The sequence below is a fragment of the Paucibacter sp. KCTC 42545 genome (genome assembly GCF_001477625.1).
Classification (GTDB): Bacteria; Pseudomonadota; Gammaproteobacteria; order Burkholderiales; family Burkholderiaceae_C; genus Paucibacter_A.
On record NZ_CP013692.1, the window covers coordinates 1401055 to 1427413 of the forward strand.

The 26359-nt window shown below is 66.2% G+C and carries 18 protein-coding genes; all 18 read right to left on the reverse strand.

Translation table 11 applies throughout. The features are described from left to right. Positions 1-2673, reverse strand: a complete 2673-nt coding sequence (locus AT984_RS06250) for a contractile injection system tape measure protein (protein WP_058719356.1) — start codon at positions 2671-2673, stop codon at positions 1-3. Then, positions 2670-5387, reverse strand: coding sequence for a hypothetical protein (locus tag AT984_RS06255; RefSeq protein WP_058719357.1), 2718 nt, complete (start codon positions 5385-5387; stop codon positions 2670-2672). The genes AT984_RS06250 and AT984_RS06255 overlap by 4 nt, the downstream gene beginning before the upstream one ends. After that, positions 5384-6250: a hypothetical protein gene (locus tag AT984_RS06260; RefSeq protein WP_058719358.1), complete on the reverse strand. Its 867-nt coding sequence runs from the start codon at positions 6248-6250 to the stop codon at positions 5384-5386. Before AT984_RS06260 ends, AT984_RS06255 begins: the two co-directional genes overlap by 4 nt. Continuing rightward, positions 6247-10284, reverse strand: coding sequence for a hypothetical protein (locus AT984_RS06265; protein WP_058719359.1), 4038 nt, complete (start codon positions 10282-10284; stop codon positions 6247-6249). The genes AT984_RS06260 and AT984_RS06265 overlap by 4 nt, the downstream gene beginning before the upstream one ends. 18 nt (positions 10285-10302) lie before the next feature. Continuing rightward, a complete protein-coding gene (locus tag AT984_RS06270) occupies positions 10303-10710 on the reverse strand; it encodes a GPW/gp25 family protein (protein WP_058719360.1) in 408 nt (135 codons plus the stop codon). Between the two features lie 2 nt (positions 10711-10712). Next, positions 10713-11012 (reverse strand): PAAR domain-containing protein, encoded by a 300-nt coding sequence (locus tag AT984_RS06275; RefSeq protein ID WP_058719361.1) that lies wholly within the window; start codon positions 11010-11012, stop codon positions 10713-10715. Between the two features lie 19 nt (positions 11013-11031). Next, on the reverse strand, positions 11032-12822 hold the full coding sequence (vgrG, locus tag AT984_RS06280; RefSeq protein ID WP_058719362.1) for a type VI secretion system tip protein VgrG: 1791 nt from the start codon (positions 12820-12822) through the stop codon (positions 11032-11034). A 15-nt stretch (positions 12823-12837) separates the two neighbouring features. Then, on the reverse strand, positions 12838-13545 hold the full coding sequence (locus AT984_RS06285; protein WP_231741554.1) for a CIS tube protein: 708 nt from the start codon (positions 13543-13545) through the stop codon (positions 12838-12840). A 4-nt stretch (positions 13546-13549) separates the two neighbouring features. Further along, on the reverse strand, positions 13550-13753 hold the full coding sequence (locus AT984_RS06290; RefSeq protein WP_058719363.1) for a DUF5908 family protein: 204 nt from the start codon (positions 13751-13753) through the stop codon (positions 13550-13552). Between the two features lie 42 nt (positions 13754-13795). Further along, positions 13796-14296, reverse strand: a complete 501-nt coding sequence (locus AT984_RS06295; protein WP_058719364.1) for a phage tail protein — start codon at positions 14294-14296, stop codon at positions 13796-13798. 7 nt (positions 14297-14303) lie between these two features. Next, a complete protein-coding gene (locus tag AT984_RS06300; RefSeq protein ID WP_058719365.1) occupies positions 14304-14762 on the reverse strand; it encodes a phage tail protein in 459 nt (152 codons plus the stop codon). A 122-nt stretch (positions 14763-14884) separates the two neighbouring features. Then, positions 14885-16828, reverse strand: a complete 1944-nt coding sequence (locus AT984_RS22400; protein WP_058719366.1) for a phage tail sheath family protein — start codon at positions 16826-16828, stop codon at positions 14885-14887. A 33-nt stretch (positions 16829-16861) separates the two neighbouring features. Continuing rightward, the gene (locus tag AT984_RS06310; protein WP_058719367.1) at positions 16862-17581 is read right to left on the reverse strand and encodes a hypothetical protein; all 720 of its coding nucleotides are present in this window, start codon (positions 17579-17581) and stop codon (positions 16862-16864) included. Next, positions 17578-18147, reverse strand: coding sequence for a DUF4255 domain-containing protein (locus AT984_RS06315; RefSeq protein ID WP_058719368.1), 570 nt, complete (start codon positions 18145-18147; stop codon positions 17578-17580). The genes AT984_RS06310 and AT984_RS06315 overlap by 4 nt, the downstream gene beginning before the upstream one ends. 120 nt (positions 18148-18267) lie before the next feature. Continuing rightward, positions 18268-18954 (reverse strand): response regulator transcription factor, encoded by a 687-nt coding sequence (locus AT984_RS06320; protein WP_058719369.1) that lies wholly within the window; start codon positions 18952-18954, stop codon positions 18268-18270. Then, entirely contained in the window at positions 18951-19652 is a 702-nt protein-coding gene (locus AT984_RS06325; protein ID WP_058719370.1) for a sensor histidine kinase, read from the reverse strand. The genes AT984_RS06320 and AT984_RS06325 overlap by 4 nt, the downstream gene beginning before the upstream one ends. A 323-nt stretch (positions 19653-19975) precedes the next feature. Continuing rightward, a complete protein-coding gene (locus AT984_RS06330; protein WP_058719371.1) occupies positions 19976-21307 on the reverse strand; it encodes a DUF3422 family protein in 1332 nt (443 codons plus the stop codon). A gap of 57 nt (positions 21308-21364) precedes the next feature. After that, positions 21365-26197, reverse strand: coding sequence for an NAD-glutamate dehydrogenase (locus tag AT984_RS06335; protein ID WP_082679828.1), 4833 nt, complete (start codon positions 26195-26197; stop codon positions 21365-21367). Between the last annotated feature and the right edge of the window lie 162 nt (positions 26198-26359).

The following is a 26359-nucleotide window of genomic DNA, read 5'->3' on the forward strand; positions in this document are numbered from 1 at the left end:
TCAGCGCCAGTCCACATGCAAGGCGCCGCCCATCCAGGGCAGCTTGATGAGGGAAAAACTCCAGGGCAGGCGGTCCAGCAGCATGTCGTAGGCGCGTGGCTCAACGCTGAGCCGCCATGCTTGCCCGGTGCCAACGCTGGGGTTTGCTTCATCGCCTTCGGCCGGCTTGAGCCTTTGCAGCCGCGCTTCGCGCAGCAAAAAGCTGTCACGCAGGCCTTGCACCGAGGTCTTGCCCAGCGCCTTCCAATGCTCAATGACTGAGCCCAGCAAGCCGTCCAGCAGTTCTTCTTGCGCCGGATCGACGGGCTCGCACAGCGGCAACAAGCTTCCCGGCGCGGCGCCACACAGCAGTTTGGACAGCACCCAATCGGGCTCCTCGCTCTGCCCCGGGCCATGCACCAGGGCCTGCAGGCAAAGTACTGCCCGTGCCCGGGCGGCTTCGTCGACGAATTGCCGGGCTTGCGTCAGCCCCAGGTGGCCGAACAGGCGCTCGGCGTAGACGGCCAGCAAGACCTGACCCCCGTCGCGTACCCAGATGACTTCGCTTTCCTGGCTATTGGTGCCGGCTTTGTCTTGGCGCTGGCGCCTTGGCGCGAATGTGGGTGAGCTGGCGGGTGGCGGCGCAGTGCCTGTCGCCCCGGCTTCGGCCAGCAGCAAAGCCTGGTGTTTGCGCAGCATGGCCCGGTCGGCGCCCAGGCCGTCGATGAACAAGGCCTTGCAGAGTGTTTGCCAATGGCTTTGCAGGGCGCGCATGGGGGCTTGCAGCTTGTGGCTGAGTACTTGCAGCAAGCGGGTCGAGCGTTGCCGCAGGCTTTGCGCCGCGGGGCCGAACTGGGCTTGCAGGAAGCGCCAGCGTTGGGGTTCGTCAAAAAGCTGCAACCAGCGCTCGCAGGCTGGCCGGGTTTCCAGCAGCCGTGCCAGGCGCAGGCGTTCGCACCAGCCCCAGCGCTGGTGCTGCAGGCGCTGTGCCAGGTCTTGCAAGATGGTGTCGGTGCTGTTGCGTGGGCGCTTGCCTTGTGGGGCGGTTTGGGGCGGTGGTGCAGGCACCGGGGGCGAGGTGGCGTTCTTCTTGGCGGCGCCCTTGGCCACGCTCGCGCTGGCTTGCGCGGCTACTGGCGCTGTGGTGGGCGCCGTGGTGGCCGCTGCGCCTGATGGCTGGCTCGGCGCGTCCTCGCCTTGCCAAGCTTGCCAGGCGGATTGCCACAGGGTTTGCCAGCCGCTGTGCGAGTCCGGCATACGGCGGCCGCTGGCCACATGGGCCAGGCAGGCTTCCAGCAACAAGGCCTGTAACTGGCTCAGGCCCGGGCGGCCGGCGGCGGGGCATTGACTGAGCATGCGCAAGGCCGTCTGGCGCAAGGAGTCGGCCCATTGCGGCGGCGCGGGCTGCGGGGCGGAGGCTGGGCTGATGCTCTTGGCTGCGCGCCCTGGCCCGGCGTCGGCTTGGGCCAACAAGGCCATCACCTCCCACAGCGTCGGCGCGTCCAGGGCCAGGCTCCATTGGCGGCGGCTCTGCCTTTGCTGGGCCCAGCTTTGCAGCGCCTGGCGCAAGGCCTGCGGGCGGATACGCAGCAGGGGCATCAGCAGGCCGCGCATGCGCGCTTGCTCCGCCGGGTGGCTGCGCGCGCGTGACAGCCCTAAGCGCAGCCTTGCCAGGGCGGCGTCCCAGGTGTGGGGCGGTGCGGCGCTTGGGTCGGGCGCAAGCGGCCGGGCTTGGCCGGCGCTGTCTCGGCCCGGCCCTTGCTGCAGGCCCTGCAAGAGATAGCGGGCCAGCGGCTGATCCTGCAGGGCAAGGGTCGAATCTGGCGCCGAACTGGTAATTCGCGCGCTGTCCTGGCGGGCTTGGCCGAGCTTGGCAACTGCTGCTGTTGGCCCGGCGGGCGCGCTATCACCCAGCTCCTTGGCTTGCGCTTGTCGCAAGGCTGCCAGCAAGGCGCGCCGGCGGCTGGCTTTGAGGCCGCCGCCGCTGCTGCCCCATAGCGCTTGCAAGGCGGCTACCCGGCTGGCCTGCTGCAGGCGGCGCTGCTGGCCCCTGCTGAGTTTGCCGCTGGCATGCAAGGGCGCTAGCCAGTGTTGGTCTAGCAGCAGCAAGCTATGGGCCAGTTGCGGGTCACGCTGTGCCAGCAGGGCTTGCAAACCGCTGAGCGGCGCAATGCTGGCCAGCCGGGCCTGCACCGCCGTGGCCTCAGGCAGTGCTTGCAAGGCGGTCCAGAACTGCTGGCCTTGGCTGCGCACCAGATGCAATACGGTGTCGTTCAGGCTGCGTGCGGCCTGGCCGCTCAGCGCCCAGTGGGCATGACCATGCTGCACAAAATGCAGGAACTGCGCCAACTCATGGGCCGGCGCGCAGAGGGTGCTGAGCCCGGCCTGGCCCGGTTCAGCCAGGCGGCAACGGTCCAGCGCCAAGTCCAGGGCTTGCTGCAACTGCTGGGCCCATTGCGATTCTTCGTCTTGCAAGCGCAGGGTGCCGAGATCGAGCGCCAGCTTGTCGATGCGCCAGACCTGGCCCGGCTGGCCGTGTTGGCCCAGGCAGCGGTCGAAGGCTTGGCTGATTTGCGCCAATGCGTCGGTCTTGAGGAAGCGGGCCAGGCGATCTTGCTCGGCCCAGGCCGAGCGGGCACTGGCAAAGTCGGCCTCCCAGCACAGGGTTTCGATGCGATGTGTGGACGTCCTCATGGCGCCGCCTCGCAAGTTTGCAGGAACTCCGCCAATGCTTGGGCGCGTTGACTCAGGCGGACGCTGGCGGTGGCTTGCCTGGCCGGGTCTTCGCTGCTGGCCAGCGCCGCCTGGCAGTGGTCGATCTTGGCGATCAGCCAGGTTTGGTAGAGGCGCTCGAACTGCTTCATCTGCGCCAAGCTCAGCCACAGCAAGCGGCAATGCAAATGCGCCGGGGCGGCTTGCATCGCCAGTTGGCGGGCCAGGGCGCGGAAGCGTGCATCGGCGCAGCGCGCCGTCCAAGCCGGGAAGACCAGGCTGATTTGGTGACTGAAGAAGGGCGGCAGCTTGTCGAGCTCAGCGTCTTGCTCGGGGCGCAAAAGCACATGCTCGACCAGATGCAGGCCCTCGCAGTCGCGCTGCAGCTGGCAGGCGGCGGCGTGCAGTTGCAGGGCCAGGTCTTGCGCGGCGGCCAGGGTGCTGGCCTGGGCCAGCGTCAGCTGTTCATCGGGCAATTGCAGCAGCAGGTTGACCGGGCCCTGGTCCGTGCTCGCAAACTCAAAGTGTTCGGGCCACACGGAGGCGCGCAAGACGGCGGGCAACTGGGGGCCACGCAAGGCCGGGATGTGCTGAATCAGGGCGGGCCAGTCGGGCGCTTGGCTCAGGCGCAGATCTTGCGCGCGCAGCTGGGGGCCGTGATGACTGCGCGTGCTGCTGGCCGTGGGGCGCTGACGGTTTAGCTTGAGGGTGAGGGCGGCGGCGGCGGCTTCATGGAAGTCCAAGCCCAGGGCCTCCAGCGGTGCCAGCGCGCTGCACAAAGGGCGGCTGTGGCTGTGGGCGAAGGCCAGCTGCAGGCTCAAGCGTTGCTGCAAGACACTGGTATTGCTGCTGGTGTTGCTGTCTGTGCCCTGGGCGATGGAGCGGCGGCTGTAGTCGAAGGCCGCATGCCGGCCGGCGGTGAAGCGCAGCACATGGGCGGCCATCTCTTGTTTTCGGCTCAGCAAATGGGCGGCCCAGGCCTCGGGGCCGAAGTAGCAGGGCAGGCCTTGCAACTCGCTGAAATCCAGGGCCTCGCCGTGCAGGGCCAGCAGATGATCGAGCACCCGCATCTGGCGCTCATGTTTGTCATCAGCCGCCGAGCTGAGCTGCGCTTCCAGCGCCTCGGGCGAGTCGAGGTAGAGCGAATCCATGCCGGCCAACTCTGCATCGCGCAGCAGCGCCCACCAGTAGCTGGGCTGAGCCCCGCTCATGTGGCTGTGTTCGCCATGCTTGGCCGACCTCTCCTTGTCGGTGGTGGCGCTGATGGCGTAGAGCTGCGGCAGGTGCTCGGCCTGCGCTTTGGCCTGCGCCAGCCATTGCTCCAACAAGGCCAGATAGCCGGTCCACTGCAGCCGGCCCGGGCCTTGCTGCTGGTAGATATAGGGCAGCTGCTGGCTGGCTGGGTAGTAGCTGGCATGGGCTTGCGCGCGCAATGCCGATGGGGGCGTTGCGCTAGGCCCGGCTATCTGCGCAGCCAGCGGCTGCAGCGCTTGCAGCGGCCGGCGCGCCGTTTGCACATCGCGCAGATGCCGCAGCAAGGCGTCGACCGGGAGTTGGACGCGGTTCTCTTCGCGCAAATAGGACTGATCGCTGCCGGGACTGCCTGCGCTGGATGCGCTGCCTTGGCGATAGACGCGCCAGCCTTGCAGATCGGCCGGGCTGCTGGGCCAGCGCAGGGCCAGGGCCCAGTCGCTGCCGCGCCAGTCCAGCATGGCCTCCGTTACCGTGGCGCCGTCCACCCGCAGGCTCAGGCGGGGCAGGCCCGCCACGCCTTCCAGGGCGCTGAGCCGGCGTGCCAGATCGCTGAGGTAGAGCTGAGGGGCGCGGCCTTGCTGCAGCGTGGCATCGTCGATGCGACCCAGGCTTTGCGGTGGACCGCTCTCGTCATCGGGATCCCGCAAGCCCTTGCTTGGGTTGACAGCTTGGCGCTGCGGGCGGGCGGCGATGAGGTCGTCGCAGCGCAGCATGGCCTCGCCCAGCAGATCCAGCAGGTCGCGGCTGCCTTGCACCTGGATCTGCAGGTCGATTTCCAGCCAGCGCGGGCGCAGGGCTTGCGGCATGCCTTGCAGGTCTTCGCCCAGATTGCGTTGCGACCAATAGGCGCGCGCCAAGCTTCTGGCTTGGGCGTGGGCTTGGTCGGGAGCCGTAGGTATGGCTGCACCAGGGCCTGATGGTTTGGCGGCCGCGCTGCCCAGCAAGCTCAGGCGCCACAGGCCCAGGCCGGTGCCGCCGGCGTCGCGCAGGGCGCGAATATTGAGCTGGCGGGCGCCGGGCAACATCTCATGCAGGCTGCGCTGATAGTCGTCTTCGCTGCAGGGCCGGCAGTGCAGCACGGCAGGCGCCGGGTGCAGGGCGTAGTCTTGCCAGTCTTGGGCGCTGGCGGCCTGATCCAAGCCCAGCAGTTCGGGCACGCTGCGCTCAGCGTTGTAGATGTCTTCGGTGAGCGCGTAGCACATCACTTCCAGCAGGCTAACGCCGGGATCGTGCAGGTTGTAATCGGTCCACAGCTCGCCGCTGGCGGCCTGCGCATGGGCAATGGCTTGCTGGCGCAGCGCATCGAAGCTCAGCGCGCTGGGGTCAGTGGTGTCGGCGGGGCTTGGGGTCGAGGCGAAATGGGCCGCCAGCTCGCCCAGCGGCGCATCGGTCTGGCGTGACCATGGCGCCAGCCTGGCGATGCTGCTGAGGCTGCGCGTCATGGCGAGGCTCCGTGCTGATCTGCAGCTGCTGCTGCGCTTGCTTGCCCAGCAGGCGCGTCGGGCGCTTTGCCGCCCATCAGCGGGTCGAACCAAAGCTGGGTCAGCTGCACCTTGATCTGGCGGCCCTTGCCGAAGTTGCAGGCGCTGCGGATTTCCAGCCGGTAGCGCGCGTTCTCACCACTCGTGCCTTTCCAGCGCACTTCCAGACGGTCGCAGCGCCGGCCCCACCAGGCCTGGGTCTGGCGGATGCCGCGCCGGCATTGGAAGCGGCCGCGCAGCCAGTCGAAAAACTCGTCAAAGCGCCCGCCAAACCAGCCACCGCCGGGGTTGAACGCGTTCAGCGCGATGGCGTGCAGCAGGCCGAAATGCCCACTGCCCAAGAGGCCGGCGCCGGCCACCACTTCAAAGCCCTGGCAGCCTTCGAGTTCTTCGGTCAGGGGCTGCCATTTGCCATTGGCAAGCGCTGTTTTGACCGCGTAGCTGCCGACCCGCCCGCTGCTGCGCACGGCGCCCTGCACATCCAGGGCGGCCTGGGGCTGCAGGGTGCCGACGCCAACACCTTGCTCGCGGTTGAGGCAGAGCTGGGGTTGTTCTTCATTGCCGCTGTGCAGCAGCAACTGGTCGGCATCTTTGCTCAGGCTGACGCGCCAGCGGGGCATGGCGGGGTCTTGCTCGCGGTAGAAGCTTTGCAGGTGGTGGTAGCCGTAGGGTGCGTAGATCTCATCGCCGTTCTTGACGGATTTGCTGAAGCCCTCGTCGCTCATATTCAGCATCGAGTCGATCAGCTCGGCGAAATGCTCCTGCGTCGGCAGCTTGCCGTCCGAGAAATAGTTCTTCAGGGTCTCGCGGTTCTTGCCTTTCATGCACCGGCCCTCCCGATGATGAAGCTGCCACCCAGGCTGAGCCGGCCCAGGCCGCTGACTTGCGGGCCGCGGCGGCCGGGCTCGGGCTCAAGATCGAGCTGGTGGCCGCGGGTGGGCAGGGCCAGGCTGCAATCTCTGAAGGGCCTGACGACCTGGTTCGCGGCGTGCGCGGCGGTGTCACGCAGCTGGTAGCGGCCGCTGTCGTCACGCACGATTTGCAGCAGCGAGACCTGGCCCACCGTGTCGACCGCGTCTTGTGCGCGCAGATGGGCTTCCACCTCATCGCTGCGCAAGCTCCAGTCGAAGCGGGCGGTGATGCCGCTGGGCCGCCAGGGCGAGAGGTAGTCGCGCAAGATCTGGTTGAGCTGGCGCAAGCGATCCCCGGCCTGCACGCCGCGCTTGAGTCGCAGTGCGCAGCGCACCTGGATGCGCTCGTAGCTGGCATTGCGAACGATGATGCGCGCGCCGGGCGCGCAGCGCTGGGCCAGGAACTGCTGGATGCGGGTGAGGGTGGCGGCGTCGAGGCGGCGCGCTTCGGTGCCGTCCTCGGCGGCGCTGCCAAGGTTGACGATGGCTGCCGGCACCACGGTGACGACGATGCAGCCCGCTGCCTCCGCGCCTGCGCCGGCCTGACCCTGGGGCTGGCAGCGCAGCTTGAAGACTTCGGGAAAGGCTTGCAGCACCAGGCGCTCGACATCCCAAGGCGTGCTGGCGCGGCCGCGGTGGCGCAGGCGTTCCGCGGCTCGGGTACGCAGCTGGCTGAGGTCTTCGGCCGGGCGCGCGCCGAAAGAGGCCAGTGGCTGCTGGATGCTTTGCAGGCCGGGCAGTGGCGCATGGCTGGCTTTGATGCTGCCGGGGGGCAGGCTGGTGTCGTCCGCGCTGGCTGGCTTGTTTGCGGAGGCAGCTGCAGCAAGGCCATCCCGTGCCGGCACAACACGGCGGGCGCTGATGGCTTGGGCCCACAAGCCTTGCAGCGGGGCCAGGCGGTCCAGCTGGCTGTCAGCCCCCAGGCGCAGCCAGAACAAGCCGGGCGGCAGATCGGGGCAGCCCTGACTCAGGCCGCTGGGCAGATCCAGCATCACCAGGCCGGTGCGCAGCAGGCCCAGCGTGCTGTCCAGCAAAACCCGGTGCGGCTCCAGCTCGCGCCAGCCCTCGCTGCACCAGGCGGCCCAGCTGAATTGGCGCGGCGCAGCCAGCTCGCCGGGGCTGTCTTGCGCGGCGGTGGCTTGCAGCTGGAACAGCAAGCTCAGCACCCCGCTGGCCTCGGGCGCAGCGCCCTCCAGTGCCGGCGCGGCCAGGCCGATCAGCAGCTGCCCGGCATGGGCCCAGTGCTGCAGCACCGGGCTGCCGCCCTTGCTTCCCCCTAGACCGAGGCGCAGCGGGCTCATGCCGAAGGGGGTGAGGTGGATCAGCTCGCTATTGGCCGCGGCGGGGTTGATGGTTTCGGAGGCGCGATAGCTCAGGCTGAAGCCGTCCAGGCAAGGCGTGTAGGGCTCGGCCGGCAGGGCCGCCGGCTGCAGGCCGCGGCCCAGCTTGGCGCGGGCATTCTGGCTCAGCACCTCAGTCAGCAGGCGGGGATAGAGGGCGTGGCCGAAGGCTTGCGGCGGCTCGGCCAGGCTCAGGCGGAAAAAGCCTTGCTGGCTGGACAGCTTGTAGATGAACTCCTGGCCCGCGGCCAGCAGATGCGGGCGATGCGGGCGATGCAGGCGCAGCAGATCGGCCTTGGCCAGCATGAGCTCTGCACCGGCAAAGTCGAGGTTGGCGGCGCTGCCCGAACTGTCTGCCAGGCTTGCATTGCTCGTCATGCCAAAAAGACATTGCGGCGGGCTCAGCGCCTCTCGCCAGCGCCCACCCGAGAGCACACTGAGCTGGCATTTGAAGCGCTCGGCATCCCAAGGCCCCTCGGGGTAGCCTTGGTAGTGCGCGGCCAGATCCAGCCGATTGCCGACGCTGGGCAGGCCGCTCCAGTGCAGCTTCAGTGTCAGGCTTTCGAGGGGCTTGCTGAGCAATTCTCGGTGGCTGAAGACGAGATAGTCGCTGTGCTTGGGCAAGGGCCCGAAGGGTTGGAAGGGTTTGCTGGGGTCAAGCCGGCCGAGCTGGTTGTGCAGCTGCAAATTGCGCAGCTCGCTGGCCTGCACCTGCAAGTCCACCAAGTCCAGCTGCAGCTGCTGCATCAGGCTGGCGCCGAACATGCGGCTCTGGTTTTGCAAGCGCAGCTGCAGCACCGGCAGTGCCGGCCAGCCGGCGCCATGCTGCTCGGGCACGCAGGCGCACAGCGGCGGCTGATCGGGGCGCAAGCTCAGGGTGAAGCAGATTTGGCCCGCGCCTGGCGGCTGCTGGGGCCTTGTCGTCTTTGCTTTCGCTTCCCCCTCCGGCTTCTTGTGTTCGGCGGGCTGCAGGCCGACGAAGAACTCGTCATCGATGCGCAGCCAGCCCTCGGGCACGCTGACCTGGGCTTGCCACATGCCGCGCAGCAGACGCTCGAAGATCAGCTCGCGCTGCGGCGCTGGCGCCAGCGCTCTAGCGCCAGATGGCGATTCAGCCGAATCCCCTGGCGCCCCGGCGGCCCGCTTGCGCAAGGGGAAAAGCAGCGAGAGCGGATCATCCACATCCACCTCGGCGCGCGCACTTTGCGCCAAGACCTTGCCGACGTGCGCTTGCAGCTCGCTCAAGTCCGCGCCTGCCAGCGCCATGCCCGGGTCGCATAGCCAAGCGGCCAGCAAGCGGCCCAGCGCTTGGTACAGCTCAGGCGCTTGCTCACACGCATGGCAGCGCGCCAGCAGCGCGGCGAGCCCGCCCTCGCTTTGCGCCGGGTGGCGCAGGCGCAAGCGCACTTCGATCTCACGCTGCCCTTCGCTCAGGGCCAGCAAGGGCGAAGCAATCGCCAAACCTTGGCGGGCATCAGCCGCGCCCGGCCCCTTGGCGCCGCCCAGCACGGGCCAGCTCGGCGCGCGCGGCTGCGCGGCATCACTGGGGCTGGCCAGTGGGATGTCGGTGGCCACCGCGCGGGTGGCATAGCCGAACTCCAGCTCGGGCGAGATCATGGGGCTACTCTCCAGCCGCAGTGTCAGCAGGCGCACCACTTGCAGATTGCTCAGCTCCAGGGCTTGCTCGGCCCGGAAGAGCGGGGCCTGGCCGGCGGCGTTCTTGGCGGCGACGAAGAGCGTGTCCGGCGTGATCTCCACCGGCTTGGCGAAGCGCGGGTCACGGCTCAGGATCAGGTGCACCCGGTCGGGCTCGGCCGCGCGCAGCGCAAAGCCCAGGCGTTCGCGGTAGTAGAAATCGGTCAGCCGTTCCCCGAAGCGATTGAGTGGCGCGCGGCTGCGCTGGATCAGTTGCAGATGCGCCAGCAGCAAACCCATGGCGGGCTCATGCCGCCCGCTACACAGGCTGCCAGGCAAGGCGGCCTCGGCCAGGCGGGCGAACTGGCGCAGCGCCCGGCACAAGCCCAGCCAGAGCTGGCGCAGATCGCGCTGCGCTGAACTGGCGCTGCTCCCACTAGCGCTTGCCGGCGGCTTGCTGATGGCGGGCCAGTTGCGTTGCCAACTCGGGTGTAGCCCAAGCAGCGCGGACTCGGCCTCGCTCCCAGGCGCTTGCTGCAACTCGGCGTGCGCCAGGGCCGCGGACAGCAAGGGCCCGAGGTCCACGCTGATGCGCAGCTGCATGGCCTGATTGAGCGCCAGTTCGGGCGCTTGCGTTTGCAGGCTGTGGCACCAGCGGTTGATTTGCTGGATCAGGCCCAGGCAATGCTGCCACTGCTGGGGCGGCGCGATCCAGGCAAAGTCGGCCAGCACGCGGGCCTCCAGGCGCTCGATCTGAAAGGCGGCAATCTCGGCCAGGATGAAGCTGCTGTCCTGCGCCAGCGCCTCGGCCCAGCTGCCGCCGAGATGGCCACGCCCATCGGCAAAGGCGAGCTGCCCGGCCTGCAGCAAAGCCAGTCGCAAGCGCAGCGCCAGCGGCCACTCATCTGGGCAGAAATAGCCGGGCAGCAGCGCAGGGCTGAGCCGCTCGTCTTGTTGGGTGCCCGCGCGCATGCTGTGTGTGCTGGCGGCTTAGACGGCCCGCACCGGGTTGGAGGCCTGGTCCAGATACAGCGGGTAGACCAGGTTGTGGCGGGTGTTGGTGCTGCGCACCCGGTAGATCAGCTGCAGCTGCAGGCAGGCCCAATCCTGCTCGGAGATATGGGCGTCGATCTGCTCCAGCTCCACCCGGGGCTCGAAGAACATCACGGCTTTTTGCAGCATGTCCTTGGCTTCGGTGAGGGTCTGCTCATTGAGTTCGGCAAACACCAGGCGGTGCAGATAGGTGCCGTAGCTGGGCTGCATGACGCGCTCGCCGCAGCGGGTGGCGAGCAGGATGCGCAGGCTCTCCTGAATGTCTGCCAGGTCTTCCACCATCAGCACCGATCGCTTGGCGTCAAAGCGTGGCGGGAAGCTCCATCCGCGGCCCAGAAACGACATCACTAACCTCCAATCATGACGGTGAAGCAGCCCAGCGCCACATTGCCGCCATGGGCTGTGGGGTCGCCGACGCGGGCGGCCGGCTTGGAGCCGATCATGACCGTGGTGGAACCCATCACGATGCTGTCCGGTGGGCCCACGCAAACCGCGTTGTCGCCGACCACCGCTGCCGGCAATTTGCCGATCAGCACCGTGGGCACGCCGGGCCCGATGACCGGGCCGCCGACATGCGGAATCGGCGGCAGGCCAGGCGTCTGCATGGGGCAGACATGTAGATCGGTGAGGCGGGCGGCGGGTGGCATGGCTTGGCTCCATCGTGCGTCAGTTGATCATCACCATGGCACCTTTGACGGTGGTCTGGCCGCTGGCCGACAGCTCCGCCGTGGCCGTGCCCTTGAGGGAGGCGCCCACCTGGGCTTCGGCGCTGATATTCATGCCGGCCAGCTTGACGTCCATGTCCGCCTTGATGCTGACGCCTTGGGTGGCCGTGAGCTGGATATTGCCCGTGGCCTTGAGGGTGATGTCCTTGGGGCTGTCGAGCGCGATGCCGGCGCTGGAGAGCTTGACGGTATTGCCGTTCTGGTCTTTGAGCAGAATGCTTTTGTCCTTGTCGTCCAGCACCATCTGGTTGCCGCCCGGGGTGCTGAGGGTGATGATCTTGTCTTCCTCATTGAATTCGAACTTGTGCTTGCAGCGGGTCACCAGGGCCTTGGTATTGTTCTCAGCGGCCAGGGCGTAGGGCGGGGCGTGCTTGCTGCTGTAGAGGCTGCCCAGCACCACGGGGTGGCTGGGGTCGTTGTTGAAGTGCGCCAGCACCACCTCGTCGCCCACCTCGGGTAAAAAGAAGCTGCCGAAGCCGCTGGAGGCATGGAACTGCAGCAGCCGCGCCCACACGCCCTCGGTGCTGGCTTGCATGGTGGGCAGCTTGACCTGGATCTTGTTCTCGCCCTCCGGGTCGCCGTCGAGCTTGAGCACCACGCCGGTTTGCAAGCCGCTGACGCCGGGCAGCAGGCCGGCATTGGGCATGTCCATCACATCGGGGCGGCTGGCATGCCAGGTGGGCGCCAGGCCGAACTCGGCGCTGCTGATCCAGTTGCCATCGCTCAAGTCATGCTGCACCGCGCTGACGAAGACATCGCCATTGAAGCGCGCGCCAACGCCCGCCAGGGTGATCAGGCTGCCCGGCACGGCCAGGGCGCTGCCCTGAAAGCGCATCTGGCCGCAGATGCGGGCCAGGCCCGCCTTGCTCTGCACCGCCTTGCTCCAGGCATTCAATTCGTCCTGGCTACGCGGTGCGCAACTCTGCAGGGCCAGCGTGGCTGGGGAGGCCACCTTGGCTAGGGTCTTGCTGTCCAGATCACCCTGGGCATTGAGGGCTTGGGGCTTGGCATCATCGCTTTGCACCAGGGCTTGCGCCTTGGGGTCCCAGGCGCTGCACTGCACGGCGCTCCATTGGCGGCGGGCGTCGATGTCGGCGTCCAGCTCCATCAGGTCTTGGCCCCAGGTCAGGCTCAGCACCGGCGGGCTGCTGGTGTCAGGCGGCGCCACCTTGACCTTGCCGGCCTGCACATTGACCAGCCAGCCCAGCGCATCGGCGCGGGCCAGCATGAAGTCCCAGTCGCTGCAGTGGTATTGCACGATCTCTTTGTGGGTGATCGCGCTGCTGCTGACATCGGCTTGCAGGCCGGCATTGCTGATCAGGCTTTGCAAGATGTCGGCGTCGCTTTGCTCCACGTAGTTGGCGCTGCGGCGGTCCAGGCTCATCTTGCAGGCGGCGTCGCGGCATTCAACCACCAGGCGGCAGTCGTTGCTGCTGCTGATCTTGAGGCCGTGGCGCACCACGATGCCGCTGAAGATGGACGCTTCTTGGTCGCCATAGCCGCAGCTGATCTGGATGGCCGTGCCCGGCTTGAACAGCTCGCCATCGCTGAGCGGGCTTTCGTTCTTGGCCATATCGCCGTCGGCCAGCACCAGGCGCGCCCAGGGCAGGGCATTTAGGGCATGGCGCACGCTCAGCGAAATCAGGGCCAGGTCTTGCTGCGCCTTGCCAGCGCAGCTCACGCTGATGCGCAGCGGGCCTTCGGCATCGAGGAGGGGCGAGGGCGCGCTCATGGTTGGGCTTTTGCTTCAGGCCAGCGGCGGAAAGTGCAGGCGGGTGCCGGGGGCGATGCGGCGGAACTCACGCAGGCCGTTGAAGCGGGCCACTTGCGGGTAGTAGCGGCTGTCGCCGTAGATGCGCAGGCACAGCAAGGGCAGGGTATCGCCTTCCACCACTTCCACCGCGTGGCTGAGGTCGGGGCTGGAACGGTTGGCGCGCAGCTGCCCTTCGGCTGCCGACACAAAGCCCAGAAAGGCCAGCTGCGCTCTGGCCCGCAGCGGCGCACCGCCGGGGCTGAACAAGGTGTACTGGGTGCTGATGGACTGCAGGCGACCGTAGAAAATAAGCGTGCCCCAGAGCAGCTGCACATGGTTGGGTTCGTGGAACTCGCCGTTGTAGTTGTAGATGATGCGGGACATGGCCTCGATCTGCCCGGCCACATCTTTGGGCACATCGCTGCCTTGCGGATGCGGCACCACGCCGGTGCCGTCAAAGACCACTTGGAAGCTGATGGTGTCGGGGTTGACCGCATTGAAGCGGCCGGGGTTGCCCACCTGGCCCGGCGTGCGCGTGGTGTTGTAGCAAATGCTGCGCTGGTGGGTGAATTCGGCCGGGTTGATCACCAGCTTGTAGAACTTCTTATCCTCGACATAGACCTTGCCGTCCTTGCCCACCGAACACCGCGTGATGGACAGGGGCTGCTTGGCACCCGAGGCGGGCAGGGCGGTGGCGGCCATGAGGTCAACGCTCCCGCAGCTCTTGCAAATGGCCGGCCAGCCAGCGCCGGCATTCGGCCAGGATTTCTTGCTTGAGTTGTTCGCGTTCGTCGCAGCCTTGCGAGTCTTGCCCAGCGCAGCTGCCTGACTTGGGCGCAGCCTCATCCCCCGAGTCTTGCGGGGCTTCAACGCGAGCCTTGAGCAGCAGTTGGCGGACTTCGATGGGCATGGCTTTGAGTTTGCTAAGGTTTCTCTTGCGCGGTGACGCGGTTCAGGTCGAGCTGCAGTACTGATAGGCCAGTTCGATCTGCTCGATGGCGGCCTCATTGCTGGTCGAGTTGAAGGGGTCGATGTCCCAGCGCACTGGGTAGGCATTGCGGCACCACCACACCAGCAGCGGGTCGCCGGCGGCGTTGATCAATTGCACCTTCACGCTGGCCAGCTTGATCGGCTCGTTCAAACCGCCTTCGAGCACCTTGCGGCACCATTTGACGAAGGGGGACTGGCGGTCGATCAGGCCACGCTTGAGCTTGAGGCGGCGCGCTTTGGGGGCGGCGGGCAGCTGATGGATGAAGCGGTTCTCGCCCCCTTCGGCCACGTCTTCCGTCTCCAGGCTTTGTTCCAGGCCGGACACCTCTTGAAAGGAGGACTGCACGGCCGAGCCTGCCTCGGGCAGGCCGAAGAACTCGACCTTGAAGGCGAAGGCAACCGGCAGGTCCTGCAGTGAGGCGGCAGGACCGCTGCCTTTGGCGGCGGACGGCTTGGTGGCCATGCGCGGCTCAGCCGTTGGCGATGGTCAGGCCTTCATGGGCGATCTCGATGGATTCGACCGCCACCTCATTGCCCTCGGCCTTCAAGTCGGTGCCGGTGACCTTGGTGGGCCAGGCATTGTTGAGGGTCCAGACCATGGTGGGGGCGCCGGCTTCGTCGAGCAGGCTGATGGTCACCGGCACGCGCTTGATGGTGTTCATCTTGATGGAGTTGAACCAGTCCCAGAATTTGTTGTCAGACTTGAACACGCCCTTCTTCATCGTGACATTGCCGAACTTTTTCAGCCCCGGCATCTTGATGGCCGAGAACACCGGGCTGTCGCCATGCCGGTATTCGATGGGCTGGGCTTCGGCGTCCAGGCCGGACACCTCCTCAAACGACATCACCGCCGAATCCCACTTCACCTGGAAGTAGAACTTGGGCAGGGGCCAGACATTGGTGGATTGCTTGCTTCCGTCATCAGCCATGATTTGCTCCGCGAAGTTTTCTTGAATGCTGTTCTGTGGGGCTTATGCGGCTCGTCTTGCTCAGCCGCGCTCAGGTCGGGCGGCCAAACCTTGGATGAACTCGCATGCGCCCGTGAAAGGTCTTAGGACTTGGGCATTTGCTGCTGGAATGTGATTTCGATGAACTCGGCCGGCCGCACCATGGCCACCAGCACGGTCACCCGCAAAATGCCTTCGAGCACATCGTCGGGCGTCATGGTCTCGCCCAGGCCGACATGCACGCTGAAGGCGTCTTCCGGCACGGCACCCATCAAACCGCCGCGCTTCCAGATGCTGGTCAAAAAGTTGGTGATCATGCTTTTGATGGTGACCCAGGTATTGGCCACATTGGGCTCGAACACCATGGCCTTGGCGGCAAGCCGGCAAGACTCTTCCAACATGATCATGGTGCGGCGCACATTGATGTAGCGCCAGTCCAGGCTATTGCCGTCCAGGGTGCGGCCGCCCCAGACCAGCACGCCTTCGCCGATGAAGCTGCGGATGGCATTGATGGACTTGCCTTGGGCGGTGACGTTGAGGTCCTCCTGGTCCACCGCAGAAATGCTGACCGTGGGCGAGATCACGCCGTTCAGGCTGACATTGGCCGGTGCCTTCCACACGCCGCGGGTGTTGTCCACCATGGTGTACACCCCGGCCATGGCGGCGCTGGGGGCGAGGATATTGAGCTGGCGTCGGATCTCGGTGAGGATGGTGTTGAACACGCCGCTGGCATTGGCCAGGGTTTTGTTGAGCAGGGCGTGGCGCGATTCCACCGCGGCGGCCAGCTCTGCCGTCGTCAAGGGGCAGGGCAGCAGGGCCTCGGCCTCGTCCCAGGCCTTGGCGGCGGCGTCTTGGGCGGCAGCGTCGCCGCCGTCGGCCTTGGCCTTGTCGATGGCGGCCTGGCGGGCCGGGTCTTGCAAGGTGTTTTCCACCGCGCTCAGGGCCAGCTTGGCGGCCTCGGGATCACCGGCGGCGGTAAGTGCGGCCTGGGCCTCGGTCACGGCGGTATCGGCGGCGCTCGTCTCCTCAGCCGTGGGGGCGGGTTCAGTCTTAGCGGCCAGTGCGGCCTGGGCCGCCTTGGCTTCGTCCAGCGCTTTTTGTGCGGCCTTGGCTTTTTCGATGATGGCCTTGTAGCGCAGGGCGGCGCGTTCGGTTTTGGCCAGATCGGCGGTGATGCCTTCGATGGCGTCAAACAGCGAGCGCTGCTGCGGCTTGCTGGCGTCCGGGCGGGCGTCGGGCAGTTTCAGCTCGGCGCGTAGCAACTGCTTGACGGTAGCGGCGCTGCTGCTGGCGATGTTCTCAAAGCTGAGTTCCTTCTCGCCCACCACACCGGTATTGAGCCAGGGGTAGTAGGCCGAGGCGAAGTTGAGGAAGTTGATGCCCAGGCTGTTGCGGAACTTGGCCACCGGGTCGCCGTCGGGTTCCGGGCTGTTGCGGGCCTTGTCACCGCCCCAGACATCCAGAATGGCAACCCGGTTGCGCATGCGGTCGCCGCAATGCGAGAGCATGGCTTGCTGGATGGCGGTGCAGGTGTCCCGGTCGAAGCGCACCGCCTCGGGGATCACCAGCATGGTGGGCTCTTGCTCCTTGAGCAACTCGTCGATGCCGGCGGTGAAAGCATCGGCATCCAGCTCTTGCGTGTAGTTGCCGACCGAGACGATGTAGCAGGCGCCGCCATTGTTCTGGAAGAAGTGTCGCAGGGCGTTGTAGAGACCGTAGTCCCCGCCCTTGCTGCCCTTGACCTTGCTGAGCATGTAGCCGGCGGCGCTTTTGGGGTCGTCAGCCCTGGTCTCGGCGCTGAAGTGGCTGTCCTCGCCGGCTGCGACGGCCTTGACCTCAAACAGCGGCTTGGGAGAGCCACCGAAATACTGGGCGTACTCGCCCATGGAGCTGATGCGCCAGGGCTTCATGCTCAGGGGCGTGTTGTGGTTATCGGCCTTTTCCGTGTAGCCGATGAAGGCCGGCACGGCCGTGGCCACTTCGACCACGGAGTTGGGAAAGGCATTCTTCTCGACGATATAGACGCCAGGCGTCTTCATTGCAGCCATCTTGATCTCCTGGTTCGGTGGGCGGGCGACTGTTTAGCGCTGTACAAAGATTTCACTGACTGGCCAGCGGTGGCCTCGGTTGAACTCATAGCTCAGGGTGCGTGGGCTGGCACCGGGCAGGCGTGCCAGCAAGCGGCGCGGTGGGTCCACGCCGACATCGTGTAGCTCGAGCCGCAGGCTCGGGCGTTCACACATCAGCAAGCGCTTGCGCGAGCGAAAGACTTGGGCCTGTCGGCCATCAGGCAGGCGCTCGGGCGCGCCGGCCTCGAAGCGCACGCGCTGATCGGCGTCCAGCAACTGCAGCCGGTGGTCACTCCAATCGCCCACGAGCAAGAACTTCCAGATGCTGCGCCTGGCCTTGATGGTGACTTGCTGGCGGTTGTCGGCCAGGCTTTGCAGCCAGGCCTCAAAGTCTTCGATGCCAGGTTTGACCAGCGGCAATCGCAGTTGCAGCAAGGGCAGGGCTTCGCTGTAGTTGGAAAAGTGGCGGTCGCGCGAGGCCAGGGTCCAGCACAAATCATGCGCGGGGCGCTCCTCCCAAATCGCCCGCAAACTAGTGCTGGGGGCCAGCAGCGTGAGTGACTGGGCATTGCTGCGCAGCACCAGCTGGTGGCGGGTGATCAGGGCCTGGGCGCATTCGCAGGGGCGGAACTCGAGGTCGCGGGTCTGGCCGGCGGGGAAGTATTGATGGGCCACTTGCGCCTGGGCCAGCACCTGGTAGCTGAGCATGCGATCGCGGATGAGATCGCTCATGACAGGCCCCGGGTCTGGGTTTGGTGGATAGGCGTTTCGCGCAGCTCAATCTGCTGCGAATCCATGCTGACCATGCGCACCCGGTACAGCACCGAAGGCAGATAGCGTCCGCTGTGAATGCCCCACAAGCTGTGCATTTCGGAGCTGCTGAGGTTTTCGATATTGAGCACCAGGCGCTCCAGCCTTTCATCCAGCTCGGGCGTGTTCTGGTGGTCGATCACCGGTTTGCCCTGAAAAAAGCTGATCGCGCTGGACAAGAACTTGAGCGCCTCGGGATAGTTGTTGCCGCTGAAATTGGCGGCGCACATCACCAGCAAATTCAGGTAGACCGGGTCGGCACCCCGTAACTGGCTATTGATGCTGACCGACTGTCCCACGCGGTGGGCCATGGTGTCGCGCTCCACACCGGCCAGAAACAGCACCAGTTTGTTGGCGACTTGCGGCACCAAGGCGCCGCTTTGCTCATGCAGATTCGACAGCACGGCCAGATCATCCGGCACCTGGTAGCGCAGGCGCAGATGCTGGTTGAGTTGGCCGGCCATTTGGCCGAGTGCGGCATCGATCATGATGGGCACAAGACTAGGCCTTGCGCGTCCCGCCCGCCATCGGCTGCAGGCTGAATTTGCATCAGCAAATTGCTGATCGCGTAAACCCTGAACTGAACTCGGCGCTGGCGCAGTGGCGGCTCAGTTCGGGCGCGAGCGCGGCCGCACCGCTTCCAGGCTGGACAAGCCTTCGCGCAGCGCAAAGCGCGTCAGCTCGGCAATGCCCTGAATTTTGAGCTTGGCGAAGACATGCTCGCGATGGGTGGCTACCGTCTTGGCGCTGAGGTGCAGGTGCAGGGCAATCTCCTGAGCCGAATAGCCCTCCGATAGCAGCTGCACCATCTCGCGCTCGCGTGGTGTCAGCATGCCGCAGCTGGTGCGTTGTTGTGATTCATCGGGGGCTTGCGCTTGTTGCAGGTTCTTGAGCACTGCGTCGAGCAACTCGCCACTCAAGAACAGCTGCTGCGCCATGACGCGGCGGATGCCACGGGCCAGCTCGTCAAAAGAGTTTTCCTTCAGCACATAACCGTTGGCGCCGGCGTCCAGCGCGGCGCGGACTTGGGAGATTTGTGAGTGCACCGACAGGCACAGCATCTTGCAAGGCAATTGTTCCTGGCGGATGCGACGCATCGCCTCGATGCCGTTCATGCAGGGCATGGCAATGTCAATCAGTAGTACATCGGGTTCGAGTTCACGGGCCAGGCGCAGCAACTCCATGCCGTCGCGCGCCTGGGCCACCACCTCGAGATCGGACTCACGCTCCAGCAGCGAGATCAGTCCTTCGCGAACGATGTGATGATCGTCCGCGACGATGACGCGGATCTTCATGGCGGCGTGCCGGCGGGCAGTGCCGGTGGTGCCCAACTGACGCGTGCTTGCACGCTGCCGTCCGCAGCCTGCCGCCAGCGCAGGCGCGCGCCAATGGCTGCCAAACGCGCTTGCGCCAGGCTCAAGCCCATGGGTCTGTGGGCGGTGTCCTGTGGCCATGATGAGCCATTCGACTCAGGGGCGGCGCACCGACCCTGGCTGCTGATTCTCAGGCTTAAGCCCGGACCATGGCCGATCAAGCTAGCCGCCACGCTGCCGGGGTGACCATGCTTGCAGGCGTTGAGCAGCAGTTCCTGGCCGACCTCCAGCAGCGCCAGACTGACCTCTCGCGGCAGCCGGGCCAGGGGCGCGGCAATCGTCAAGCGGATGGCCTGGCCGCAGCCCTGGCTGAGCCGCGCCACGCTGAGCTGAAGCTCACGCGCCAAGTCGTCCACTGGCAGCAGTTGTTGTGCGGGCAAGTCCTCCAGGCGCTGCAGCAGGCTGCGTGTGGTTTGCAGGGCTTGTTGGACCAGCTGCTGCACTTGGTCGAGGCCGCCGCTGGCGGTGCGGAAGTTGGGCGCTTGCTCACGCAGCAGTCGTAGCTGAATCAGGGCCAAGCTGAGTAGCTGGGCCAGTTCACCGTGTAAGGTTTGTGCCAGTTGGGGGACGTGCTCAGGCGCCATGAGCGAGGCGGCCCCCGAGCTGTTGGCGCTGATCATCTGCGCATTTGGCAATGCAGCTGTCATCGAGTCCCCCGCCCCCTGAGCGCATCATCAGCGCTAGAGCGGCGAGCGTAAAAGCCTTTGCCTTAGCCCGTCAAGCTGTCAAAGTTTGCAGCAGATGGGTTGTCGCGTTGCCATCAAACTGCTGGGTTAGCCTGGTGCGCGCTGCGAGAAAGGGCTTGTCACCTGGGGACTTAGGCGGCCGTGGCACCCGACGGCATGCTCCACGGCCACGCTGCCGGGCGCTTCGATAGGCCTCGCGGGGTCAGTTCTTGCCCGCTCCATCCCTAGCTTGAATGAAGAAGCGGGCCTGGCTGGCCTCAATGCAGCTTCTGGTGCAATTTGGCATGCACCCGTTGCGTGGCCTTCCACACGCCCACCAAGACCAAGGGGATGGCCAGGCCCACAGTGAGGTTGGGGTTGACCGGCAGGCCGGCGCTGTGCAGGGCCTCGGCGCCGTAATGAATCAGGCTGACCATGTAGTAGCTGATGGCGGCGATGGACAGGCCTTCCACCGTGGTCTGCAAGCTGAGTTGCAACTCCTGGCCGCGCGTCAGCTTGGCCAGCAGCAGCTGGTTCTGGGCTTCGGCGGCGATGTCCACCCGGGTGCGCAGCAGGCCGCTGCTGCGCTCGATGCGCTGTGACAAGCCGGCCAGACGCTGCGCAGTGGCGGCCACGGTGGCAATCGCGGGGGATTGCCGGCGTTGCATGAACTCGCCCAAGGTTTGTGTCCCTGAAATCGGCTTCTCGCGCAACTCCACCAGGCGCTGCATCACCAGGGTGTTGTAGGCCTGTGTGGCCGAGAAGCGATAAGCGTGTTCTGCGGTGGCGCGCTCTACGCCGGCGGCGATGTGGATCAGGGTGTCCAGCAGATCGGCTTCCGAGGCGCTGCGGGCTTCGAGCTTTTGGGTCACCTCGGCCAGGCCGGCCTCGGCTTCGGCCAGCAAGGGGCCCAGATCCTTGGCCACCGGCAGGCCGCGCAAGGCCATCAGGCGGTAGATTTCCAGCTCCAGCAGGCGCTGCGAGATGCGCCCGGTCCGGGCGGGCGAGGTGCCGGGCGGCGCCATCACCAGCATGCGCTCGAAGCCGTTGGGGCGCAGGTCCAGGTCGGTCACCACCATCGAGTGGCCGTGGCCCAGCAGCGAGGCCACCACGGTGCGGCCGCCAAACCAGGCCGTGGCCAGGTCCAGGGCAGTTTGGGGCACGCTGATGTCTTGTTCCAACATCACCAGCTTGACGGCGGCCACCGTGCGGCCGGGGATCTGGCTCAGCCACTGGGCATCCACCACCAGGCTGGACAGCCACTCCACCTCATCCGCGCGCGCGGCCAGCACCGCCTGTGGGGGCAGGGCTTGCACGACGGCATAGCGGGTGAACTCGCTGTGGCGTTCCCACTTCAAGGTGTGGCCGCCGGTGCGCAGACGCAGAAAGTTGTCGTTCAGTGCATCGAGGGTCAGGTCTTGCTGGCCGGGCAGGCGCTTGAGGTGGGCCCATTCGTCGGCACGCGTCACGCCTTCGTTGAGCACCGCCACACAGACCACCAGGGCCGGCAGGCGGATGCGCGCCGAAGGGCGTGCGTGTACTTCGTTGTGTAAGAGCGCACGCAGCGGGTCATCGGGAGGAAGGCTGCTGCGTGGTTCTTGCGTCGGCATGGCGGGCTGCTTTCAGTTGGGCCCGCTTTGACGCCCCCCCAAAAAGGGGCGCCGCGACTAGGCCAGGTTTCTGAGTTCTCTCAAGGCAACCGACACCATAGCAAGATCCACGCCCTTGGCCTCGCTGAGCTCGCTCAGCAGGCGCTGGGCGCGCTCCAAAGCGTCGCCGCTGCGTTGCTCCCACTCACCCAGCAGCAAGGCCGCATCGCCCTGTGCTTTGCCGTTCAAGACATCGCTGGCAATGCCGCGTTGCAGACCGGCCAAGTCGTCGCCCAGGGCCATCTTGGCCTGCGCCTGCCAGTAGCTGGCGGTGGGCAGGGCATCGATTTGCTGGCTCAGGCGTGCCAGGCCCAGGCGCTGGCCCAGGCTGGCGTGTACATCGGCCACTTCTTGCAGCGGGCGCCCGGTGGCGTCGGCAATCTCGGCAATGTCCAGGGCCGCGAACAGGCTTTCGGCCTGCAGCACCGCCTGAGCCAAGGCCTTGGGCACACCGGCTTCCACCCAGGCCTGGGCGCGGCTGGAATCGCCCGCGCTGTCACCCAGGCGGGCGCGCAGCACTTCCACGGCCGGGGTGAAGCGGGCAAACACCTGCTCCATCGGCTCGTTCAGGCGGCGTGAGCGCAGGAACCAGGTGGTGGCATGGCTGCCCAGGCGGCCCAGCTCTTCGATCATCTCAGCCTGCACCGCGTCTGGCACCTTGTTGTCCAAAGCCTCAATCTGAATCCACAGCGGCACATAGCCAAACACCTCGCGGGTGGCCAGGTAGGCGCGCACGATTTGCGCCGGTTTGGCGCCGGTGGATTCACTCAAACGGTGCACAAAGGTCGAGCCAACCCGGTTCAACATGCTGTTGAGCACATGGGTGACGATGATCTCGCGCTTGAGCGGGTGGCGCGGGATGTAGCCGGCGAACTTCTCGCGCAGCTGCGCGGGGAAGTAACGCTCAACCGCCGCGCCAATCCAGCCGTCTTCGGGCAGATCGGAGGCCATCAATTCGTCCGACAGCCACATCTTGCTATAGGCCAGCAGCACGGCCAGCTCCGGCGTGGTGAGGCCTTGACCGCGTGCCTTGCGCTCTTCGATCTGCTCATCGGTGGGCAGGAACTCGATGGCGCGGTTGAGCTGACCCTTGCGTTCCAGGAAGCGGATGAAGCGGGCCTGCTGCTCGATCATCTGCACGCCCTGGCGGTGCGCGATGGACAGCGCCTGGGTCTGGAAGTAGTTGTCGCGCAGCACCAGGCTGGCGACCTCTTCGGTCATTTGCGGCAGCAAGGTGTTGCGCTGCTTGAGCGTCATCTCGCCGTCGCCCATGGCCATGCCCAGCAAGATCTTGATATTGACCTCGTGGTCGGAGGTGTCCACACCGGCCGAGTTGTCGATGGCGTCGGTGTTCAGGCGCACGCCGTTCAAGGCCGCTTCGATGCGGCCGCGCTGGGTGGCCCCCAGATTGCCGCCTTCGCCCACCACCTTGCAGCGCAACTCGGCGCCGTTGATGCGCAAGCTGTCGTTGGCGCGGTCGCCAACTTCAGCATGCACCTCGCCGGCCGACTTGATGTAAGTGCCAATGCCGCCGTTGTAGAGCAGGTCGGCGGGCGCCTTCAGGATGGCGCTGAGCAAATCATTGGGCGCCATGCGGTCCACGCTGATGCCCAAGGCGGCTTGGGCCTGGGGCGAAATCGGGATCGATTTTTCGGAGCGCGCCCAGACACCGCCGCCGTCTGAAATCAGGCTGGCGTCGTAATCCGTCCAGGCTGAGCGCGGCAGCTTGAACAAGCGCTCCCGCTCGGCAAAGGAAACCGCTGCATCCGGATTGGGGTCGATGAAGACATGGCGGTGGTCAAAAGCCGCCAGCAAGCGGATGTGCTTGGACAGCAGCATGCCGTTGCCGAACACATCGCCCGACATATCGCCCACGCCCACCACGGTGAAGTCGGTGGTTTGTGTGTCCACACCGAGTTCGCGGAAATGGCGCTTGACGCTTTCCCAGGCGCCGCGCGCGGTGATGCCCATGGCCTTGTGGTCATAGCCGACGCTGCCGCCGGAGGCGAACGCATCGCCCAGCCAGTGGCCGTATTCGGCGCTGACGGCGTTGGCGAAGTCAGAGAAGGTGGCCGTACCCTTGTCGGCCGCCACCACCAGATAGGGGTCGTCCTGGTCCTTGCGCACCACATGTGGCGGCGGCAAGACCTGACCCCCGGCGAGGTTGTCGGTCAAGTCGAGCAGGGCGCGCAGATAGTCTTGGTAGCAAGCCACGCCTTCTTTCATGAAGGCTTCGCGGTCGGACGATGGCGGTGCCTTCTTCAGCACAAAGCCGCCCTTGCTGCCGACCGGCACGATGACGGTGTTCTTCACCATCTGTGCCTTCACCAGGCCCAGCACCTCGGTGCGGAAGTCTTCCGGCCGATCCGACCAGCGCAGGCCGCCGCGGGCCACCTTGCCGCCGCGCAGATGGATGCCTTCGAACCGCGGTGAGTAGACAAAAATCTCGAACAGCGGACGCGGCGCCGGCAAGCCCGGCACGGCGGCAGAGTCGAACTTGAAGGACAGGAAGCTGCGGCGCGGCCCGGCGTCGCCGCTATGGCCCACGCCGGTGCGCCAGAAGTTGGTGCGCAGCGTGGCTTGAATCAGAGCCAGCAGCTGACGCAGCACCCGGTCTTCTTGCAGATTGCTGACCTTTTCCAGCGCCCGCTCAATGCCGTTGACCTGTGCGGTGGCGCCCAGCTCATCCTGGGCTTGCGGGTCGAAGCGCAGCTTGAACAGCGTCACCAGCATGCGCGCGATGCGTGGGTGCGCCGCCAGCGTGGCCTCGATGGCCGACTGCGACAGCGCAAACCCGATCTGGCGCAGGTATTTGGCGTAAGCGCGCAGCACCACGATCTCGTCGCTGGCCAAACCGGCCCGCAGCACCAAACGGTTGAAATCGTCGTTCTCCACCTCGCCCTTGAAGACGCGGGCGAAGGTGTCTTCGAACAGGCGCGCCAGGGCTTCGGGTTCGATCTCGTCCGAGACCTGGGCTTGCAGCTCGAAGTCATGCACAGAGATCAGGGCGGCGGACTCGTCGCCGCTGCTGATGCGGTGGTTGTGCTCGCTCAGCACCCGCACGCCCATATGCTCCAGCATGGGCAGGCTGTCGGACAGCACCACGGCCGCGCCGCGGTGATAGACCTTGAAACCCAGCGTGCCGGGCTGCGCGCCCAGCGGGCGGTAGAGCGCCAGTGCCAGAGGTTGCGCGGCCGTCAGGCTGGCGATCTTGATCGCGTCTGGCACGGCGGCGCGTGCGCTGACGCGCTCGCGGTAACCCAGCGGGAAGCCGCCGGCCCAGCGCTTGAACAGCTCGATGCCACGGGCCTCGCCCTCGGCGTCGATCAACGCGTCGCGCAAATCGTCATCCCAGCGGCGAGCGGCGGCGGCCAGCTTGGCTTCGACTTCCTTGCGGTCGTAGCTGGGCGTTTGGCCCGGGGTGGTGCGCACGGTGAAGTGGATGCGAGCCAGCACGGCGTCGCTGAGTTGCACATCGAACTCAGCGCTGCTGCCCTTAAGCACCGCCATCAAAATGGCCTGGAACTTGATGCGCAAATCGGTGGAATAGGCCTCGCGCGGCACATAGACCAGGCAAGAGACAAAACGCTCAAACGGGTCGTGGCAGACGAAGAGGCGCAGGCGCTGGCGCTCGCCCAGGGCCAGGATGCCCAGGGAGGTCTCGAACAACTCGTCGTCCGAGATCTGGAAGAGGTCGTCGCGCGGATAGGTCTCCAGAATGTGCTGCAAGGCCTTGGCCAAGTGGCCGCCCGGCGGCAGGCCGGCGCGCTCGGTGATGGCCTGGGTGCGGCCGCGCAGCAGCGGGGTCTCGGAGACGCGGGCGCTGTAAGCGGTGGAGGTGAACAGGCCGATAAAGCGGTGTTCGCCGATCACCTGGCCGGCCGCGTCGTAACGCTTGATGCCAACGTAATCGGTGTATCCCGGCCGGTGCACGGTGGAGCGGGTATTGGCCTTGGTGATCAAGAGCATGGGCTGGGCCGCGCGTGCCATGGCGCGGGCATTGACCGGCAGGGCCGCAAAGCTGCTGGAGAGCTTTTCTTGCGCGGTTTCGCGCAGCAGGCCCAGGCCGCTGCCGGCTTGCAGCTTGAGGGCGTCTTGGCCCTCGTGGCTGATCAGGTCGTGGCAGCGGTAGCCCAGCAGGGTCATGTGGTCGTCGGCCAGCCATTCCAGGAAGGCGCGGCTTTCCTGCACCTGCTCGGGCGGCACGGTGGGCAGGCTTTGGTCCAGCTCGGCGGTCACCGCGCGCAGCTTGGCCACCATGGCCTGCCAGTCGCCCACGGCAACGCGCACATCGGCCAGCACGCGCTCGATGCCCGCCACCAGGTCGGCGCGCGTTTGGGCGTCGACCATGCGGTCCACTTCGATATGCATCCAGGACTCGCGCTTGAGTGCGGCATTGCTGCCGGACTCGCTGCGCGGGTGGATGGCCAGCAGCTGGCCCTTGTCATTGCGCTCCACCGCAAAAATGGGGTGGACGATCAGGTGCAGGGTCAGGCCGTGGCGGTTGATTTCCATGGTCGTGGTGTCGACCAGGAAGGGCATGTCATCGTTGACGATGTCGATCACCGTGTGCCGCGAGGCCCAGCCGTTTTCGGCCACCGAGGGGCTCATCGCACGCACCAGGGTCTGGCCCGCTTGGCGCTGCGCGCCAAATTGCAGATGCGAGAGCAGGGCCCCCAGCAGGTCTTCCGGGCTGCGGCTGAGCAGATCGTCCGGGTCGAGGCGGGCGAAATACTCGCGGCCAAAGCTTTCCAGCATGCCTTTGTACTGGGCCGCGTGGGGGTGTTTGGCGGCCAGCGCCAGAACGGCGTCGATTTGTTCGCGTTGAAGCAGTTCTTGTGGATCAGTCATCGCTCATGTCTCCTTGTAGGCATGAGTGTGCCTCAAGCGCATGGCGGTGTGGCTGCGGTTTTTACGTGCAGCTTTAGCGCCGTTTGAAAAGCTTTGCGCTTCGGAAACATTGGCTGAAGCTTGGCCGGGCAAGATGCGCAGCATGACGTGACCCCGGCCGGT